The 16787-nt window shown below is 34.4% G+C and carries 23 protein-coding genes and 1 pseudogene; 23 read left to right on the forward strand and 1 reads right to left on the reverse strand.

Translation table 11 applies throughout. From position 1 onward, the window contains the following. The first annotated feature begins 55 nt into the window (after positions 1–55). From P6709_RS05885 to P6709_RS05960, 16 genes and pseudogenes are all read left to right on the forward strand, one after another. Positions 56–511, forward strand: coding sequence for an NUDIX hydrolase (locus tag P6709_RS05885; RefSeq protein ID WP_278239971.1), 456 nt, complete (start codon positions 56–58; stop codon positions 509–511). Positions 512–619: 108 nt separating this feature from the next. After that, entirely contained in the window at positions 620–916 is a 297-nt protein-coding gene (locus tag P6709_RS05890) for a hypothetical protein (protein WP_278239972.1), read from the forward strand. A gap of 172 nt (positions 917–1088) precedes the next feature. Beyond that, positions 1089–1595 carry a MepB family protein gene (locus P6709_RS05895; protein ID WP_278239973.1) on the forward strand — a complete coding sequence of 169 codons (507 nt, stop codon included), beginning with the start codon at positions 1089–1091 and terminating at the stop codon, positions 1593–1595. Between the two features lie 158 nt (positions 1596–1753). Then, positions 1754–2623 (forward strand): GNAT family N-acetyltransferase, encoded by an 870-nt coding sequence (locus P6709_RS05900; protein ID WP_278239974.1) that lies wholly within the window; start codon positions 1754–1756, stop codon positions 2621–2623. Between the two features lie 168 nt (positions 2624–2791). Further along, positions 2792–3319 carry a GNAT family N-acetyltransferase gene (locus tag P6709_RS05905; protein ID WP_278239975.1) on the forward strand — a complete coding sequence of 176 codons (528 nt, stop codon included), beginning with the start codon at positions 2792–2794 and terminating at the stop codon, positions 3317–3319. Positions 3320–3598: 279 nt separating this feature from the next. Continuing rightward, positions 3599–4153, forward strand: coding sequence for a D-glycero-alpha-D-manno-heptose-1,7-bisphosphate 7-phosphatase (locus P6709_RS05910; RefSeq protein WP_278239976.1), 555 nt, complete (start codon positions 3599–3601; stop codon positions 4151–4153). A gap of 128 nt (positions 4154–4281) precedes the next feature. Beyond that, positions 4282–4626 (forward strand): annotated as a pseudogene (locus P6709_RS05915) (DUF6176 family protein). A 189-nt stretch (positions 4627–4815) separates the two neighbouring features. After that, positions 4816–5103, forward strand: coding sequence for a hypothetical protein (locus P6709_RS05920; RefSeq protein WP_278239977.1), 288 nt, complete (start codon positions 4816–4818; stop codon positions 5101–5103). Positions 5104–5235: 132 nt separating this feature from the next. Next, entirely contained in the window at positions 5236–5481 is a 246-nt protein-coding gene (locus P6709_RS05925; RefSeq protein ID WP_278239978.1) for a hypothetical protein, read from the forward strand. Between the two features lie 220 nt (positions 5482–5701). After that, a complete protein-coding gene (locus tag P6709_RS05930) occupies positions 5702–6316 on the forward strand; it encodes a histidine phosphatase family protein (RefSeq protein WP_278239979.1) in 615 nt (204 codons plus the stop codon). 479 nt (positions 6317–6795) lie between these two features. After that, positions 6796–7236, forward strand: a complete 441-nt coding sequence (locus P6709_RS05935) for a hypothetical protein (RefSeq protein ID WP_278239980.1) — start codon at positions 6796–6798, stop codon at positions 7234–7236. Then, positions 7233–8453 (forward strand): peptide ABC transporter permease, encoded by a 1221-nt coding sequence (locus P6709_RS05940; RefSeq protein WP_278239981.1) that lies wholly within the window; start codon positions 7233–7235, stop codon positions 8451–8453. The genes P6709_RS05935 and P6709_RS05940 overlap by 4 nt, the downstream gene beginning before the upstream one ends. Beyond that, positions 8450–9112 (forward strand): ABC transporter ATP-binding protein, encoded by a 663-nt coding sequence (locus P6709_RS05945; RefSeq protein WP_278239982.1) that lies wholly within the window; start codon positions 8450–8452, stop codon positions 9110–9112. The genes P6709_RS05940 and P6709_RS05945 overlap by 4 nt, the downstream gene beginning before the upstream one ends. A 366-nt stretch (positions 9113–9478) precedes the next feature. After that, entirely contained in the window at positions 9479–10105 is a 627-nt protein-coding gene (locus tag P6709_RS05950; RefSeq protein ID WP_278239983.1) for a kinase, read from the forward strand. Between the two features lie 245 nt (positions 10106–10350). After that, on the forward strand, positions 10351–11019 hold the full coding sequence (locus tag P6709_RS05955; RefSeq protein WP_278239984.1) for a DNA alkylation repair protein: 669 nt from the start codon (positions 10351–10353) through the stop codon (positions 11017–11019). A gap of 118 nt (positions 11020–11137) precedes the next feature. Beyond that, complete coding sequence (locus P6709_RS05960) at positions 11138–11842, forward strand: nucleotidyltransferase domain-containing protein (protein WP_278239985.1); 705 nt, start codon at positions 11138–11140, stop codon at positions 11840–11842. Between the two features lie 163 nt (positions 11843–12005). Here P6709_RS05960 and P6709_RS05965 read toward each other — a convergent pair whose 3' ends face one another. Further along, complete coding sequence (locus P6709_RS05965) at positions 12006–12854, reverse strand: MBL fold metallo-hydrolase (protein ID WP_278239986.1); 849 nt, start codon at positions 12852–12854, stop codon at positions 12006–12008. Positions 12855–13101: 247 nt separating this feature from the next. Here P6709_RS05965 and P6709_RS05970 point away from each other — a divergent pair, with 247 nt between their 5' ends. The 7 genes from P6709_RS05970 (at position 13102) to P6709_RS06000 (ending at position 16774) form a co-directional block, all read left to right on the forward strand. Beyond that, positions 13102–13863 (forward strand): class I SAM-dependent methyltransferase, encoded by a 762-nt coding sequence (locus P6709_RS05970; RefSeq protein ID WP_278239987.1) that lies wholly within the window; start codon positions 13102–13104, stop codon positions 13861–13863. Positions 13864–13985: 122 nt separating this feature from the next. Then, a complete protein-coding gene (locus P6709_RS05975) occupies positions 13986–14180 on the forward strand; it encodes a hypothetical protein (protein WP_278239988.1) in 195 nt (64 codons plus the stop codon). A 60-nt stretch (positions 14181–14240) separates the two neighbouring features. Then, positions 14241–14726 carry a tetratricopeptide repeat protein gene (locus P6709_RS05980; RefSeq protein WP_278239989.1) on the forward strand — a complete coding sequence of 162 codons (486 nt, stop codon included), beginning with the start codon at positions 14241–14243 and terminating at the stop codon, positions 14724–14726. 32 nt (positions 14727–14758) lie between these two features. After that, positions 14759–15064 carry a hypothetical protein gene (locus P6709_RS05985; protein ID WP_278239990.1) on the forward strand — a complete coding sequence of 102 codons (306 nt, stop codon included), beginning with the start codon at positions 14759–14761 and terminating at the stop codon, positions 15062–15064. After that, on the forward strand, positions 15061–15621 hold the full coding sequence (locus P6709_RS05990; protein ID WP_278239991.1) for a GNAT family N-acetyltransferase: 561 nt from the start codon (positions 15061–15063) through the stop codon (positions 15619–15621). The genes P6709_RS05985 and P6709_RS05990 overlap by 4 nt, the downstream gene beginning before the upstream one ends. Before the next feature lie 15 nt (positions 15622–15636). Beyond that, positions 15637–15978 (forward strand): GNAT family N-acetyltransferase, encoded by a 342-nt coding sequence (locus P6709_RS05995; RefSeq protein WP_278239992.1) that lies wholly within the window; start codon positions 15637–15639, stop codon positions 15976–15978. Further along, on the forward strand, positions 15962–16774 hold the full coding sequence (locus P6709_RS06000) for a lipid II flippase Amj family protein (RefSeq protein WP_278239993.1): 813 nt from the start codon (positions 15962–15964) through the stop codon (positions 16772–16774). Before P6709_RS05995 ends, P6709_RS06000 begins: the two co-directional genes overlap by 17 nt. Positions 16775–16787: the final 13 nt, after the last annotated feature.

The following is a 16787-nucleotide window of genomic DNA, read 5'->3' on the forward strand; positions in this document are numbered from 1 at the left end:
AATACTCAGTAAGGTAAACGCTAGTATAACAAATAAATTTATATGCGGGTGTAATATGGCTGAATATATCAAAGAAATAAGAGAACTTATTGGTAACAGACCTTTTATCTTAGTCGGCTCTACTATTGTAGTTATGAAAGATAAAAAAGAGATATTATTTCAACTGCGTTCTGATACAGAAGAATGGGGATTACCAGGTGGAGCAATGGAGATTGGTGAAACATTAGAGCAAGCAGCTGAACGTGAACTTTATGAGGAAACAGGTTTAAAGGCAATAAATTTAGAATTTGTAGATGTTATTTCGGGGAAAGACCTTTATTTTAAATACCCTAGTGGGGATGAGGTTTACAATGTAATTAGCATTTATACGACGGAAGCAGTTAGTGGGGAATTAGCTATGAATGATGGTGAAAGTTTGGAGCTGAAATACTTTTCGTTAAATAGCCTGCCGTCACGAATGGATGAAAGGGCAAAGATCATTATAGAAAAATATTTTTTATCACTATCGTGAGTACCCCTTCAATAAGGAGTGCTATTTTTCACCCGCGAAAAGGAAATTAATGTTAAAATAAAAAAGCAGCTAGGTAACTTTCAAGACTGGAGAGAGCGGGTGGTTTAATTGTTTAAGTCAGTAGTATTCTTGGTACACGGATTGATATTCATATTGGTAGCTCTTGTCGGTATAGCTCCAATATTTAGCATTGCTGCACCAGATCCAGGAAGAGACCCCATTTATAATTGGGTTTGGGGTTCAATGATTGGATTTTTTATAATTCTTGTTTGGGTATCTGCTTTTGTACAGTTAAGGATAAAAAAAGTTAAGGTATTTTTAATATCCGTAATAGGCCTGATTGCTTTTTTTATTCTCACTTACCAATTCATATACCCTCTCGTTTTAGATTTGTTTTTAGAATGAGCAAGCTAACTAATGGTTAATTAACGGGTGCGTTGGTCCAGGAAGGATTAACCGCCTTTTTTGTTGAAGTTCTTAATTAAAGAAACGGGGTATGGTTACCAATTTTTGGGTATTAGATGTGTTGGTTGAGAGAGGAATTATTCTAGCAGTTTAAAAATGAGGGGTAAAAGTAGTGAATGAATTTTATAAGGCGTTAACATATGTAAATAAAAATTATTATGAACCAAATCATTTCATTATAAAAGCTAGCCAAGAAGAAGCTCAAAATTCAGATTATGGGGCGGGTATATTTCAACTGAATTCGAAATCCGTCAGATTTAGAGTCGCTAAGATAACACCTAATAAGATAGGACAGTTTGTTGCTTTTTGGGAAAAAGATAGGAATCAAAAAAACCAAGCCTTTTCATATGAAGAGGCTACTGACTTAATGGTTATCAATACCTTTACTAAAGAAAATCATTTAGGACAATTCGTTTTTCCGAAACAAGTTCTTCTAAAACAAAATATACTTAAAACAGCCACTGCAAAAGGAAAAATGGCAATTAGAGTATACCCTGGATGGGAAAAACCCACGAGCAAACAGGCTATTAAAACACAGAAATGGCAATTAGAATACTTTGTTGATTTAAGTCTATCGCACCATTCACCAATACAAGAACTATTAAAGCTATATTATTAATGGTTTGTGATAAGTTGCCTTAAATTAACGGGTGCGTTTCTTTAAATAATAAACGCTTCTTTATGTAAACGGAAAGGAAATTAATGTTAAACTAATGTGACAGTTTAGTTTGCATAGTAAGTCTTTACGGGGGGACTTTCAAAAGGGAGGAATGGGTTTTGAAATATACAGAACGTTCCTTAAGAATAATAAATAATGCAGAGAAAGTTGCTGGACAAACAACCGAAATTGTACTTCCTATACATTTGTTAATGGGAGCCTTGTTGGAAAGAACAGGGGTATGTGCAGAGCTGCTCATCAATTTTCCTACTCTATATGAATCGCTTTATAACCAAATTAATAAAAAGGGGTATGGTGTTCGAGAAGAGAGAATGAATTATTCACCATTTACAACTGTTATATCCAATTCCACGAAACAGGTTTTAATGTCCGCACAAAAAAGGATGGAACGTTTTAAACAGGTTTATGTGAATGAAGGGCTAATAATAAATGCACTATTTGAGTTGAATGATCCTCTGACTACTTCCATTACAAGGGGATTAGATATAAAACGAATTTTGGAAATTGCATCTTATCCTAGAGATTTAATAGTCCCTTTAAAAGACTACTCACTACCAGAAATAAAGAATAGGGGATTCATTGTGAGAAGGGCAGAAAGTAAGGACTTTGTATCACTGAAAAACTTCGTATATAAAGAATATGGTGATGGATGGATAATATCTATTGAAAATGGGATTTCAAAAGGGAAAATACCGATTTATATTGCGGAGAAAGACGGAGAAATTCTTGGATTTGCTTGCTTTGATGTAGTAAGGAATAAAAAAGGAATATTCGGTCCTATGGGTACCTCTATTACAAATAGAATACAAGGAATCGGGAACGCCCTTCTTCATTATTGCCTTAAGGAAATGAAGGAATTCGGTTACGAATATGCTATTATCGGGGAGGCTGGTCCTATCGAGTTTTATGAGAAGACGTGTAATGCCGTTATTATTCCAAAACCACTGATTGTGAAGAAATGTACTTAAACTATAGGGAGCGATTGCTCAACAAGAGTAGCTGCTTCTTTCGCTAAAGGGGCATTAGTTCAATAATAAAATAAGGGAACTTGTCTCAAAGTATTAAGTAACAAAGTTATACATAAGCTCAATAACCCATATGAGGAAGTGGCTTTTCTTAGTAGAGGAGATATAGAAGTGATTGAATTACGAGAGATAACCAGGGATAACATAGATGAGGTAATAGCTCTTGAAGTTGCAGAAAACCAGAAAGAATTCATATTAGAAACTACTAACCTCAGATGCTTTGCAGACGCTCATACGTTGAACGCAGATGGTATACCAGCGAACCCACTAGCCATCTATGCTGATGATACTATGGTTGGTTTCTTGATGTATATTTACGATACGATGGATCATGAATCATTTGAAAATGAAGTTTTTTATGGCAAGAAGAGTTATTTCATTTGGCATAATATGATTGATAAAAGCTATCAAGGAAAAAGATATGGCAAGCTTGCCTTCGAAAAAATGCTGATGGATATTGAATTTATGCCAAATGGGAAAGCAGAATATGTAGCCCTCTTTTATCATACAAGCAATGTCATAGCTAAAACACTATACGCTTCATTTGGTTTCGTAGATACAGGAATTATTCAGGATAATTCGATATTGGCGATTAAAAATATAGATGGGAAATCAACAGAATCCTTAGTGGAAGAATAGGAGCTTAAGGGGATAAATGTAAAATACCAACTTCTTGACCAATAATAAATACAAATATCCAGAAGAAAAATCCTATTTTGTTAACTCTATCTTAGCAAGTATATAATATTTATACCTGAATCGGGCGATTGTTTACTAAGCGTCCTTGTTCTTCTTAAACTAACTGGTAGCATTCCTTTAATAAGGGATGCTCTTTTCTTTGTCATTAAAAAGGAAATTAATGTTAAACTAAAGGAGAAGGTTTGGTTATTAACCGGCATTGAAAGGAAGGTGATACATATGAAAGCTGTCTTTCTAGACCGAGACGGAACGATTGGAGGTACTGGGGGAGGAATACATCCATTTGATTTTTCAGTGTATGATTTTGCACCTAAAGCTATAAAATCGCTCAATGAACTAGGAGTAAAAGTATTCCTATTTACAAACCAAACGAGAGTAGGCAGAGGGTTTTTTACAGAAGATGAGTTATTAGAAGGATTTAAAAGAATGGAAGATGAATTATCAATTCAATCTGCATTTTTAGATGGTATATACTATTGTCCTCATAAACCGGATGATGGTTGCGAATGCCAGAAACCTAACATTGGATTATTGTTAAGGGCTAAGCAAGAACATAATCTTATACTTGAAGAATGCTACGTTGTTGGCGATACAGGCGGTTCAGATATGCTAGCTGGCTACAAAGCAGGAACGAAAAATGTATTAGTGAAAACAGGATGGGGAGAGGGGTCACTGACTAAGTACCGCACTAATTGGGAAAAGGTTGCCCCAGACTATATAGCAGATAATTTAATAGATGCAGTAAATTGGATTTCTAATGATTTAAAACAATAATGTAGAACAGAAGAGTTATAAAAGTAACAGATGCGTTAATTCAGAAGGGTAGTTAAATAGTGATTTATGCAGTAATAATTTGGTGAGATGATTATTACTTATGAGTAAAGAAAGAGAGAAGGGTTAATATGAATATAGAGTGCACAAGATTTCGAGTAAGACAAGGGAAAACAGAGATAGTAAATGAATGGTTAAACTTCTTAAATGAAAATATGGAGGATGTATTAGTGACTCTTGAAGGCGAGAAAATGTACGTAGAAACCATTTTCCGAGAATTTTTAAATGGAGAAGAGTATTTGTATTGGTACTCTGTTCAAGGGACAGGCGGAAATTAGGTAAATGAGTCAGAACATTGGATTGATAAAAAACATCTTTCATATTGGAATGAATGTATTGATGAAACATATAGACCAGTTGATTTACAAACTGAAGTAGTAATGATTCCTAAGAAAGTTAGAGATTCAATGGTGTAAAAGAGTGTCTGATTATTGGATTCTTCCTTAACTATCGGATGCGATTGTTCCATAAATGTAGCTGCTTCTCCAATAAAGAGCAGATTAGTTGAAGACCCAGTTACCATATATATTAATACGTTTAATGGTTATGGAGTTATGAGACTTCATAAAAGTTTGTCAGTAAATCATATAGAGGTGGGGAACTATTTGAAAAAAATAAAGGTTGCATATGTCCTTAACACGATGTTCAGTGGTTTAATCGCTATTCTCATATCTACTTTCTTTGCTGGTGGTACGATATCAGAGAACTACACTGATGAGACTTGGGTAGCCCCAGAGTTTTTTGTGATTTTACCTATTTGGGCTTTAGGGTTTCTACTAGGATTGTTTATTTATAAAAGTAAAAATCCAGGGAAATTTTTGTTTATATCTATTCTGATCACTTGGTCTTCAATTCCGCTTGGAGTGCAACTGGGATTTAGTCTAACTTCATAATGTCTCTATGTCTTGAAAATCAGTCTAAAAAGGTGCTTTAACGCAATAACCAAGTTCCTCAAAATGAAGGATTTCTGTACTGCATTATTTAATGAATAACTAGTTTCTGTCATAACGACAAAGGGGGAAGATATGAAGCAGCATATTCAAATGATAATGGGACACATTGGTTATTTTCTAATAGGATATATGGCTTTGAGAGCTTTGCTGCTTCAAAATGACAAGATAGGATTTGCATTACTATTTATCGGTATGAATTTACTTATAAGCTATGTTCATTCTTTTGAGAAACAACAAGGCACCCCTAAATATAGTGCTCACATTAAATTTACTTTAAGTCTGGTTTTTATGCTTTCAACATTAACGATGGTTTACTAAACGAAGTACAATGCGATCCTCGCGACACGAGTGGTTCATATATTAATAATTAATGTAATTGATGCTCAACCAACAAGGCAGGGGAGTAGGCAAGTGAATATAGGTAAAGGAGGGATTTACACTGAGTACCATCTATATGATTAGACACTCGTAGGAAACTGAATTAAGTATTAGTAGAACTGAATCACAAAATATGAGTAGCGATAGGTGGGGAGATAGATTGAGTACAGTGGTTTATATGGTGAGACATGGTGAATCGCCGAAAGAGGGGAATGAAAGAACAAGAGGGCTGACAGAAAAAGGTTCTATGGATGCTCTACAAGTAACTGAGATTTTGAAGAAAGATAAAAGAATTGATGTAGTTGTTTCAAGTCCATACATACGTTCAATTCTAACTGTCAAAGAGATAGCAGAACAGATTGGGCACAAGGTTTTAGTCTTCGAGGATTTAAGAGAGAGGAACTTCTCTTCGAAAGAAAGAAGATTACCTGATTCGGAACTACTTCCAATATTGGAAGAGTCGTTTATAGACATGAATTACTTTTTTGAAGGAGGAGAATCAAATGCTGATTGTCAAAAAAGAGCAATAAGCGTTTTTAAAGAACTGTTAGACACGTATAGAGATAAGGAAATAGTGATAGGAACTCACGGTGTTGTTATGACCTTAATGATGAGGTATTTCGATCGCACTTATGACTTGAATTTTTTACTTAGTACGTCCAAACCCGATATTTATAGAATGGAATTCAACGAACAGCAATTGGTTCATGTTGAAAGAATATGGGAAAGGGTTAAATCAGTTAAGGAAAGAGTATTTACTGTGAAACAAGAATAGACGTTTTAATGTCAAACAATTATTGAAAAGAACTTTGTGTGAGCCGTTTGCCTATACCTCTACCGTGTTGTTCTTCTTCCTTTGCAGCACTCACAAATAAAATTTATAAGGGATAACTTTTTTACCAGCATCCAAATTTATTTTTTCAACTCCGCATTTTTAACTTCCTAATGCTTCAATTTTTATGACTCTCCAATCATATTTAAAAACCACAGTTATAAAAGAATTATCCTTATTTAAGATCCTCGGATTAAACTCCTTATCAATATAAATACATTCTTAATTAATAATTATTTATTGTTTTTCAATAAAATTGGTGATATTATCTAATTATAAAAAAGGAAAGGATAACCATTCATTCGTATTAGTTTTTATAGTAGCGAATCTCAAAGTGTGTACGACTTGTTATTTTTACAGCTGCATAGTTGGTATTTGGGTTAAACTGTAAATTTTTAGATACAATCTTAAAGGAGTACTTTATGAAATATTCTTTATATAGATTTATCGACGTTTTTGAGGCGTCTGCTATCTACTTAATCTGTTTTGCTTCAAACTTATTATTTATTTATGTACAAACATTGACCTTAGAAGTTCCCTTTGTTTTAGAAACTTTTATTAAAAGTATTATTGATTATCAACTTATGATAAATATTCTTCTTACATTTTTGATCATCGTCTTTCACTATCAATTTTTAAACCGAAAGAAAACAGAAATATCCTGCCGAATACTTGTAGGAGATACAATGGCAAATATTATCATCCGATATGTCTTGAATAGTCTAGCTATAGTAGGGTTTAGCTTTTTACTATCACTTTTATTAAATCTCTATTTAGAACTGAATGCAGCCAGCAATCTCTATTTAGTTTTTATTTTTATTTTGTACATAGTAATGAGTGCAGGTCAGGTGAAAAAAGAATGAGAATTTTACGATTTTTTATAACAAGAATATTTTTAAAAAGATGGATCCTTGTTTTGGGAATGGTCCTATTACTTTTTCTTGCGAATTATCTTTCTTTTACTGCTGCTCGTTCCATTATTTCAACTTTTCAAGGTAATGAACAAATAGAAACGCTGAATCAAGAAGGAACGTTTATTGCTAATCTAGACCCGGATAGTAAAACTGAAGATGAGACAATTAATGTAGAAAAAACAAGAAAATTATATGCGTATTTAGACAAAAAGTATACTTATGCTCTGCAAGTCCATGGTTTTGTTACTTCATTAGAAAATGAACATGAAATGGAAGTTACTTTCAGCTATATCAACGAAGAGGCTTATAAACTCAATCAATTGGGATTATCCCAAGGAAACCACTTAACCTTCAATTATCATTTAAATCAAGATCAAATACCTGTTTTAGTAGGTGCAGGTCTGGCCGGAACCTACCCTATAGGGTCAACAATTGAGATTAAAGATCCTGTCACCCAGCAAGTAGTCAATTTAGACGTTCAAGGAGTCTTAGAGAAGAATACTTATCGTTCTAATTTTTATGCTCCCAACTCAAAGAATTACTACAATTTTGCAATGATTCTCCCTGTTAATGAAGAATTTGTTCAAAGTGCGGGTCTTGACCTCCACGTGAATGGTTTGATGGACATTGCGCTTCTTGATTCGACAGATGAGGAAGCAAGGAATTTTAAAAAACAGATCCAGGAAAATCTGGGGATGGAATTCAACTTATTTACTCAACAGGAAAACGTTAAATACTTTGAAGATTATTATGTTTATTCACTCAAAATCATCTGTACGATCACCTTACTTTTACTCATAGTCATTATATGTCTAGCCACCTGGAATACCTTGAAAAGTATTCGATTAATGATAAAAGATTTTACAATCAATTTAGCAGTTGGATTAAGTTATTCAAAACTAAGAGCCATTTTTTATGGTTATTTTGGACTGTTGATTTCTATTAATCTGGCGCTTTTATTTGCGATAACCGCATTCAATAGATATGGCTTTTGGTTAAGAAAAGAAAACATGTTAGCTACTTACGGAATATTTGGCTTAATAAGTATGGATTGGCTTGCTTTACTGATTGTACTTTTTATCGATTTGATGATTGGATTTACGATTGTTGAACTTACGATCAAAAAAATTAAACGGATTCCGATCTCCGTGGGGGTTTTAAATTGACGAGTATAATTAAACTGGAAATGGAGAAAAAAACATTTAAGAAAAAAGGGTTTTCTATCTTACAAGATTTTGAGCTGGAAGTTGAACCTGGGGAAAGACTTTCTATTATAGGGGAGTCTGGAGTGGGAAAAACTTCTTTGCTTAATATAATGGGGCTGCTTGATACACATTATCAAGGGAACTATAAGCTCTTTGATTCATCTGTTAAGGATTTATCACAAAATAAACTGGCTGAGTGGCGCAATCGAAAAATTGGTTTTGTTCTTCAGGAGTCCGCACTCATTCATTCTTTGACCATAGAGGAGAATATCAAATTGCCCCTTCTATATGCGAACTTTGAAAAAGACCCAGCTGCCCAGGATCACTTTAAACGAATTATTACTAGGATTGGAATTGAGTCCATTTTGAAAAAAAAGCCGCTTGAGTGTTCTGGCGGCCAGCGATCTAGAGCTGTTTTTGCCAGGGCTGTCATCATGAATCCCCAAATCATTTTAGCAGATGAACCAACGGCGTCTTTAGATTCAAAAAATAAAGAAATTATTATCAATCTACTTTTTGATATGAATAAAGAATTTAATACTACTATTATAACAGTGACTCATGATTTAGATGTAGCCAATCGTCATGAACGGATCATTACTCTTGAAAGGAATGAGTAAATTGGGATTCTATATAATGATCACGTCATTCCTACTTGGCATATTCTTAACCATTATGGGTGTTGCTCGGTGGAAACGTAACTTTTTATACAAGTTTTTCATCGTGCTAGGAATCATTCTCGTTCTTTTTGCTGTTTATTTAGCAAGACCTCATTAAAGATTATAACCACATATTTCGATCATAAATTATACCAATAGTAAAAATGCGATGCTCTAGCTCTCTTTTGAAATTTTTTCGACGGCTGAGCAATTAGTTAAGAGACACTGTTATTAATGTTGATCCGTTAAAATGTCCAAGTTTTAGAATGGATCCTATTGAAGAAAGGCAAACGCATTCGTTTTTTATAATTGTAAAGGGGAGTGTATATGGATCCAGTTAAGTTAACTAATACACTAATATCTAAATATAAAGATAAGTATCCCGAAGAGCGGCCATACATCATTGGAATAGATGGATTAGGTGGCTCAGGTAAGACTACACTTGCGATGCAGCTTCAAAATGAATTCAAATCAGCTGGTTGTGAAACTTTTCTTGTGCATATTGATAATTACATTGTTCAAAGAGAGAATCGCTACGAAACAGGCTTTGAAGAATGGTACGAATATTATCATCTGCAATGGGATGTGGAAATGATTCAAGCAGAGCTATTCGATAAGTTATCTAACAGCATCAGGCAACTAACTTTGCCTTATTATGATAAGTCAAGCAACACTATACAGGATCAATTAATGGATGTGCCTCCTGATGCAATCATGATTATCGAAGGCGTATTTATACAAAGAAAAGAGTGGCAAAATTATTTTGATTATATGATATTCCTTGATTGTAGCCTTGAATTGAGATCCAAAAGAGTTTTAGCACGAGATCGTTATCTGGGTGATAATCAAGCGAGGATTGAAAAATATAAAAGCAGATATTGGTTAGCTGAAGATTACTATCTACAAAAAGTAAAACCAATCGAAAACGCAGATTACTTATATAGAGGCATGTAGTAAAAAAGAAAGATTTGTGAATTTAAGATGTGTAACCATGACGAATCTAACCATTTCCATATACCGTATTAAACTAAATATTAGAAAGAAGCAGAAAATGAATATAAATGAAGAGTGGACTATTATAGTAAAGAAGATAAACTTTGGAGGCGCACCACTGCAATAAGACTTATAACGAAAATAGGTTTTAGATTATCTGGTCAAGGATATATGACGAAGCAGTTTAGCAAAGGAGTTGTATAAGAATGAATGAAAACAAAGGTGCAGAAATAAAACGCTCTTCAAAAACAGAAAATATTCTCCTTCAAATCAATAGTAAAACGAAGCTGGGCGACTTACGAAAGATCGCGAAAGACCTTAAAAAAGATCACGAACTAGCGATGGAACTTTGGTCAACCGAAGAGTATTTGCCCAGGCTGTTAGCCATCTTAATTATGGACAAAACACTTCTCTCACAAGATGTGCTAGATAAGCTTGATAAGGATATGCAGACTCATCCTTTTGATGAGCGAAATTACTTAATGGATTGGTTAATGGCTAATCAGCTTACCAAACACAAGAAAAACATTGCGTTAATGGAGTCATGGGAAAATAGTATATCTGCTCTCCAAAGAAGGGCTTTCTGGTATTATCAAGCGCGATTGAGATGGACTGGACAAACACCGCCTGACAATACCGAAGATCTGCTAGCTGCAATAGAAGCGACTATTACACAGGAAGAACCGGAAGTTCAATGGGCTATGAATTTTACCGCAGGCTGGATAGGCGTTTATGATGAAAAGAATCGTGCACGTTGTATTAAGATTGGTGAAAAAACGGGTCTATACAAAGATGAAAATGTAACAAAAGGATGTACTCCCAACTATTTACCGGAGTTCATTACGATTGAAGCTAACAAAAGACTTAATAAGTAGGTCTCTTCTGAAAGATTCAGTAGAATGTAATGGAACAAAGAATTAGTTAAAAAAGACAAGTTTATCAAATAAATAGTGTTAACTAACAAAAAATTATCACTTTTCAGGAGGAATCTTGTTGAGGTTATCTGGAATTGAAGCTGCTAAAAAATTTACTGAAGAAAAATTTCCCGAAAGTGAAATTGTGTTTTTGGCAGGAAGTGCCTCTAGAGGCGAAGAAACAGCTTCTTCTGATTTGGACATTGTTATTATTGATAACTCCATAATCAGTAGTTATCGAGAAAGTTTTGTTTTATATGAGTGGAAAATTGAAACATTTTTTCACAATGCCACAAGTTATTTAAACCAATTTAATAAGGATAAGGATACTGGAAGACCTATTTTAGCTAATATGTTAGCTGAAGGAAAAGCTATAAGAGATAATGGTAAATCTAATGAAATAAAGAATAATGCAAAAGAATTTATAAAAGCAGGCCCGAACCCATTATCAGAGAGTTATATTATGGCTTCCAGATACTTTATATTTGATCTTCTAGATGATTTTACTGATACCCAAAATCATCAGGAAGCTCTAATGACGTTAAATACGATTTCATTACAATTCGCAGATTTTATCCTTCGTATTAATGGACAGTGGACTGGAAGGGGCAAAGGACTAACGAGGGCTTTGAGACATTTCGATAAAGAAATATATAAAAGATATTTTGAAGCTCTTGACTATTATTATATAGAGAAAGAAAAACAACCTATTATAGATTTTGTGAATGAGTTTTACGCACCTTTAGGCGGGCCCTTGTTTAATGGTTTTAGTCAGGGGAAATAAGGTTTCTTCTATTCAAGTAACAGAAGCATTTTTAAGTAGGAGAATTAGAGAAGCATTAGAGCAATGAAGCAGAGCATGTGATTGAGAAGCGCTTATAAACAAAAGCCATCTCACTCAAGTATCGAATGAGATGACTATAGATTATTTTAGATAAATATAAAGGTTATTGTGAACGTAGTAAATGATCATTCACAAACGCTTTAATAAAAAATACTTCATTATCATTTGGCTCTCTTTTATTTGCTGCTTTAAAGGACTCCATCGCCTCTTCTAATGAGGGAGACTTTACTGCTTGACTTGCTGCTGTTAGCTCTTCCCAATAAATGTTCATTTCGTTTGAATCACAGATCGATTCATGACCAAGCAGGAACATTTCTGCCTTGTATTTTTGGATGTCGTTCATCATAGGCAATAACAAAGATTGCTTATAATGAAATAAATCATTTGATGTAGTACCATAAGCAGAATCACCCAAAAAAATAACGTTTTCATCAGGAACAAAAACAATTGTCGAGTCATCTGTATGAGTACTGTTAATCTTTTCGAGAATGCAAACTTGATTACCTAAATCAACAGTTAATGTATTTTCAAAGATGACATCTGGAGATTTCAATGTAAAACTGTCCCTGTTTGGCATCTCAGTTTGTATAATCTCTATACACTTAGCATTCAACTGATTAGTAATGCCATACTTCTGTAGTGAACGATCGTCAAAGGATAAACTTTGCCATTCTTTTAATAGTTTATTTGTTTGACTATTAACAATTACAGTTCCGTCAAATTCATTCATTCCTAAAAAATGATCCCAATGTGCATGGGTAATCACCACATATTTAACTGGCGGTACATGCAGCTTTTCAATTTCCAGTAAAAACTCCTTAGCATGCTGAGGCGAATTACCAGGATCTATAATTAGACTATACGTGTCACCACATACCAGTCCTAATGTTGGCCGTTCTCTATCATCTTGATTAGATAAATAATAGATGGTATCACTTAATTTAGTTAACATGTAATTTTCCTCTTTTCTATCAATTCATTTTTATGAAGGAGAAAATCTACATGTTTATTCTAAAGTTATTAAAATAATTTAAGATTTTCTCAATTATTCTTTTACCATTGGACTGGTACCCCCTTGTTATACTAAAGAAAGTATACCACTTTCTCCGTTAAATCCATTAAGAAAGTTCGGAATATTTTTATATTAGTGAGTTTATGAGGTACATATAGAACATTAGATAAATATAAAAAATGGGGGAATGAAATTGTACACTGATATTCTTAAACAAAACAAAAAGAGCTGGGATAAGGTAGCTCATCATTTTAATGGGAAGGATGCATTACCCAGCTATGGTCCTTTTGCACAAACAGAAGATGAGCTGCGACTATTTGATGAAATTGAAAATAAAAAAGTTCTTGATATCGGCTGCGGAAGCGGTCATTCGTTGAAATACATGGCGGATCAGGGTGCCAGCGAACTGTGGGGAATTGACTTATCTGAGGCTCAAATAAAAACATCAAAAGAAACGCTTGAGGGGTTAGAAGCCCAATTATTCTGCTCTCCAATGGAAGAGGACACTGGCATACCCAAGCAATATTTCGATGTGGTTTTCTCAATTTATGCTATTGGCTGGACAACAAATCTTTCAGCTGCGTTTGAACTGATCCATTCCTATTTGAAGCCAGGCGGTTCCTTTATATTCAGTTGGGATCATCCTCTATATGCTCATTTGAAAAGTGAGAAAGGCCAAATTTATCTAGAAGGTGCGTATCAGAATGAAGGGGTAATCAAGTATCCGCACTTTAAGGGCGAGGAGGCTCCAGTGGTCATTCCAACAAGAAAGATGGCCACGTATATAAATGAGTTAATAAGAGCTGGATTTATCATTGAGTCCGTCATCGAAAGTGATGTGTCAGCTAACTTCGACGAGGCAAACGAAGAGATTTCTGATCAATATTATTCTCTATACAAGGCAAGGAGATTCCCGACTACTATGATTATTAAATCGATTAAAAGTTAACTCCTTCCTACTGAATAAAGCAGTGCATTCCTTTAACCAAGGAATGCTTTTTTTATTTGCCAATTAAGAGGAAATTAATGTTAAAATAAAGAAACTGGTTGGTTTATAGGGGGAAATAAAAGATGCAAAAGAAGAAGGTGAAAAAGCAACTTATCTTAGGATTTGTTTTATTCGGAATCTCAATTATATCGGGAAGTTTCCAAATTATTTTTTCCTCATTCAACTTTGTAAAAGTCTTATCATTAGTTGTGGTTATTGGAAGTTCTGTATGTGTAGGTGCTTTAATTAGAGAATTTTTTATTCTTAAAGAAACTTAAGATTCCAATCCGTAAACTTATTCCTTTTATTAAAGGTCAGATTTAGAGGGGGAGAAATGTGTGGAAAAAGAGTTAAACCGAGCGATTGATTTAAGAAAAAATAGAAATTTTAAAGAATCAAATAAACTGCTGATCAAACTGGTTCAGGATTTCCCAGATGCAGCGTCGATTAACTATCAATGTGCCTGGAGTTTTGATTTGTTAGGAGAAGAATCGAAAGCAGTGCCCTTTTACGAAAATGCTATTAATCTAGGGTTGTCTTCAAAGGAACTTAACGGTGCTCTATTAGGATTAGGAAGTACATATCGATCATTAGGTGAATATGAAAAGTCAAAAAATACGTTTCTAAAAGGAATTGAATTATTCCCAGACAATAAGGCCATTCAAACATTTTACGCGATGACCTTATATAATTTGAACGAACATAGCAGTGCGATGGAGTTGCTATTAAATTGCTTAACAGATACAACCAGAGACGATGAAATACTTGGCTACAAAAACGCAATTGATTTTTACTCGAATAAATTAGATGAAATTTGGAAGTAGTTGTTGAAGAAACAGACAATGGAGGTCTTGATATGTGGATAGTATTTGGAATTATTGCAATCATAGCAACATTAATAAATATTTATTTGTTCTCAAAAGGAAAAGATTATAAGCTTGCGATGGCGCTCGGCTTGTCGTTTACAGCCCTCACACTATGCGCAGAATACAGTCTGGTATCGAATTGGGTAGATGCGGAAGATTGGGCAGCTTTAATGGATGTAGTGCCGAGCATGGAGAAGGCATTATGGCTTTTGACCATTGCTTCGATCCTTCTGAATATCATACCCATAATTTTAGAGCGAAAAGATAAGAGAGCAAAGAAAGCAAGCGGCATATGAATATAAGGAGAGCATGCATAAAAGATGCGAGAGGCGTTGCAAAAGTACAAGTTGACTGTTGGAAAACTACTTATAAGAACATTGTGCCAGATGAGTACCTAAACAAAATGACATATGAGAGCAGAGAAGAAACATGGAAGTCTATAATAGCAGATCAAACAGTATTTGTAGCTGAAACGGATGAGGGTGAAATAATTGGTTTCTCTAATGGTGGAAAAGAAAGAACAAGCAAGTACCCTGCTTACAATGGTGAATTATATGCAATCTATATTTTAGAGGATTATCAAAAGAAAGGATTAGGCAAGTTATTAATAAATCCTATCATTGAAGATTTAATACAAAACGAAATATTTTCAATGGTTGTTTTAGTATTAGAAGAAAACAATTCCCGTTTATTTTACGAGTCCCTTGGTGCCAAACAGATTGATATTATTGAGATAGAGGTTTCAGGAAAAAGGTTAAATGAACTTGTATATGGCTGCCAAGATATAAGGAAGTTTAAGTGTGATTCCGTGGAAAATCATAAGATCAGGTCTAGTTTCAAACCGAATAATTAATAAGGAGAAAAACTAATGAAGACCGTTCATATTGCTAATATTGAGGATCTAGACATGATCGCTCGCATAGATAAAGAGCTTATTGGCAATACAAGCCGGTTAAGCTACTTTAAGAAGGCTGTTGAACTTGGAAATTGTATAGTCGCAAAATGTGACAAGGAGATAGCAGGCTTTTTAATCTACGAAACAAATTTCTTTCATTGTGCTTTTGTATCACTCGTGGTCATTTCATCATCTTACAGACGTAAGGGATTTGCAAGTCTGCTGTTGGATTATATGATGAGTCAATCTCCCACTTCAAAAGTCTTTTCTTCTACTAATCGCTCTAACAGGGTACTGAATGGAACTCATAAGTGAAAAAGTCATTTTTATAGCTTTGTTTATTTTTATCATCCATTCGGTAGAGACATTAGCTTATGCTGTGAGGTTATCAGGTGCAAGAGTTAAAATGATAGCGTCAGCGTTATCTCTTTTTAACATTATGGTGATCGTCTCAAGGTTAGCAAACATGATGCAGCAGCCATTCACTGGCAATCTAATTGATACGGCTCCTAAGGAAAATACGCTGGAGTTTGTAGAAACACAATTTCGTATTCTTATTGGTGCATCTACTGTTGGGACGGTATTTGGAATTATTCTGCTGCCAACTTTCATAGCATTGTTTTCAAGGGCAATCATTCATTTATCAGGAGAAAAAGGGTCAGTTCCTTCTTTGATGAAAAGAATCTTATCCATACAGTACATAAAGCGTGGAATCACTCATTTTAGTCTGCCGAAGTTTTCTTACCTGCAGAATACCAGGGTCAAGGATATTCCAATCAGTCTATTTGTTGCAAATATGGTTATTACAGCAATCTATACTATAGGTGTATTAGCTGCACTATATGCCGCTTTACTAGTACCTGACAGAGCAGGTACGGCAATTATGGCTTCCGGTTTAATAAATGGTATAGCAACAATCCTGTTGGTTATGTTAATTGATCCAAAAATATCTGTCCTGGCAGATGATGTTGTGAATCAAAGAGGAAGCTACGAGAAGCTGAAAAGTATTTCTCTAATGATGGTAATATCACGCTTGCTAGGGACGTTACTGGCTCAAGTTTTGTTTATTTGGGGAGCAAGGTATATCGCCTGGTTTACTGAATTCTACTAGTACCTAGTCGCGA

The organism is Jeotgalibacillus sp. ET6, from assembly GCF_029667115.1.
Classification (GTDB): domain Bacteria; phylum Bacillota; class Bacilli; order Bacillales; family Jeotgalibacillaceae; genus Jeotgalibacillus.

Coding starts and splice junctions, on each gene's coding strand:
- P6709_RS05975 (WP_278239988.1), top strand. CDS start 13,986: ATGCAAAAGAAGAAGGTGAAAAAGCAACTTATCTTAGGATTTGTTTTA.
- P6709_RS05985 (WP_278239990.1), top strand. CDS start 14,759: ATGTGGATAGTATTTGGAATTATTGCAATCATAGCAACATTAATAAAT.
- P6709_RS06000 (WP_278239993.1), top strand. CDS start 15,962: ATGGAACTCATAAGTGAAAAAGTCATTTTTATAGCTTTGTTTATTTTT.
- P6709_RS05940 (WP_278239981.1), top strand. CDS start 7,233: ATGAGAATTTTACGATTTTTTATAACAAGAATATTTTTAAAAAGATGG.
- P6709_RS05885 (WP_278239971.1), top strand. CDS start 56: ATGGCTGAATATATCAAAGAAATAAGAGAACTTATTGGTAACAGACCT.
- P6709_RS05990 (WP_278239991.1), top strand. CDS start 15,061: ATGAATATAAGGAGAGCATGCATAAAAGATGCGAGAGGCGTTGCAAAA.
- P6709_RS05925 (WP_278239978.1), top strand. CDS start 5,236: ATGAAGCAGCATATTCAAATGATAATGGGACACATTGGTTATTTTCTA.
- P6709_RS05910 (WP_278239976.1), top strand. CDS start 3,599: ATGAAAGCTGTCTTTCTAGACCGAGACGGAACGATTGGAGGTACTGGG.
- P6709_RS05995 (WP_278239992.1), top strand. CDS start 15,637: ATGAAGACCGTTCATATTGCTAATATTGAGGATCTAGACATGATCGCT.
- P6709_RS05970 (WP_278239987.1), top strand. CDS start 13,102: ATGAAATTGTACACTGATATTCTTAAACAAAACAAAAAGAGCTGGGAT.
- P6709_RS05965 (WP_278239986.1), bottom strand. CDS start 12,854: ATGTTAACTAAATTAAGTGATACCATCTATTATTTATCTAATCAAGAT.
- P6709_RS05935 (WP_278239980.1), top strand. CDS start 6,796: ATGAAATATTCTTTATATAGATTTATCGACGTTTTTGAGGCGTCTGCT.
- P6709_RS05955 (WP_278239984.1), top strand. CDS start 10,351: ATGAATGAAAACAAAGGTGCAGAAATAAAACGCTCTTCAAAAACAGAA.
- P6709_RS05950 (WP_278239983.1), top strand. CDS start 9,479: ATGGATCCAGTTAAGTTAACTAATACACTAATATCTAAATATAAAGAT.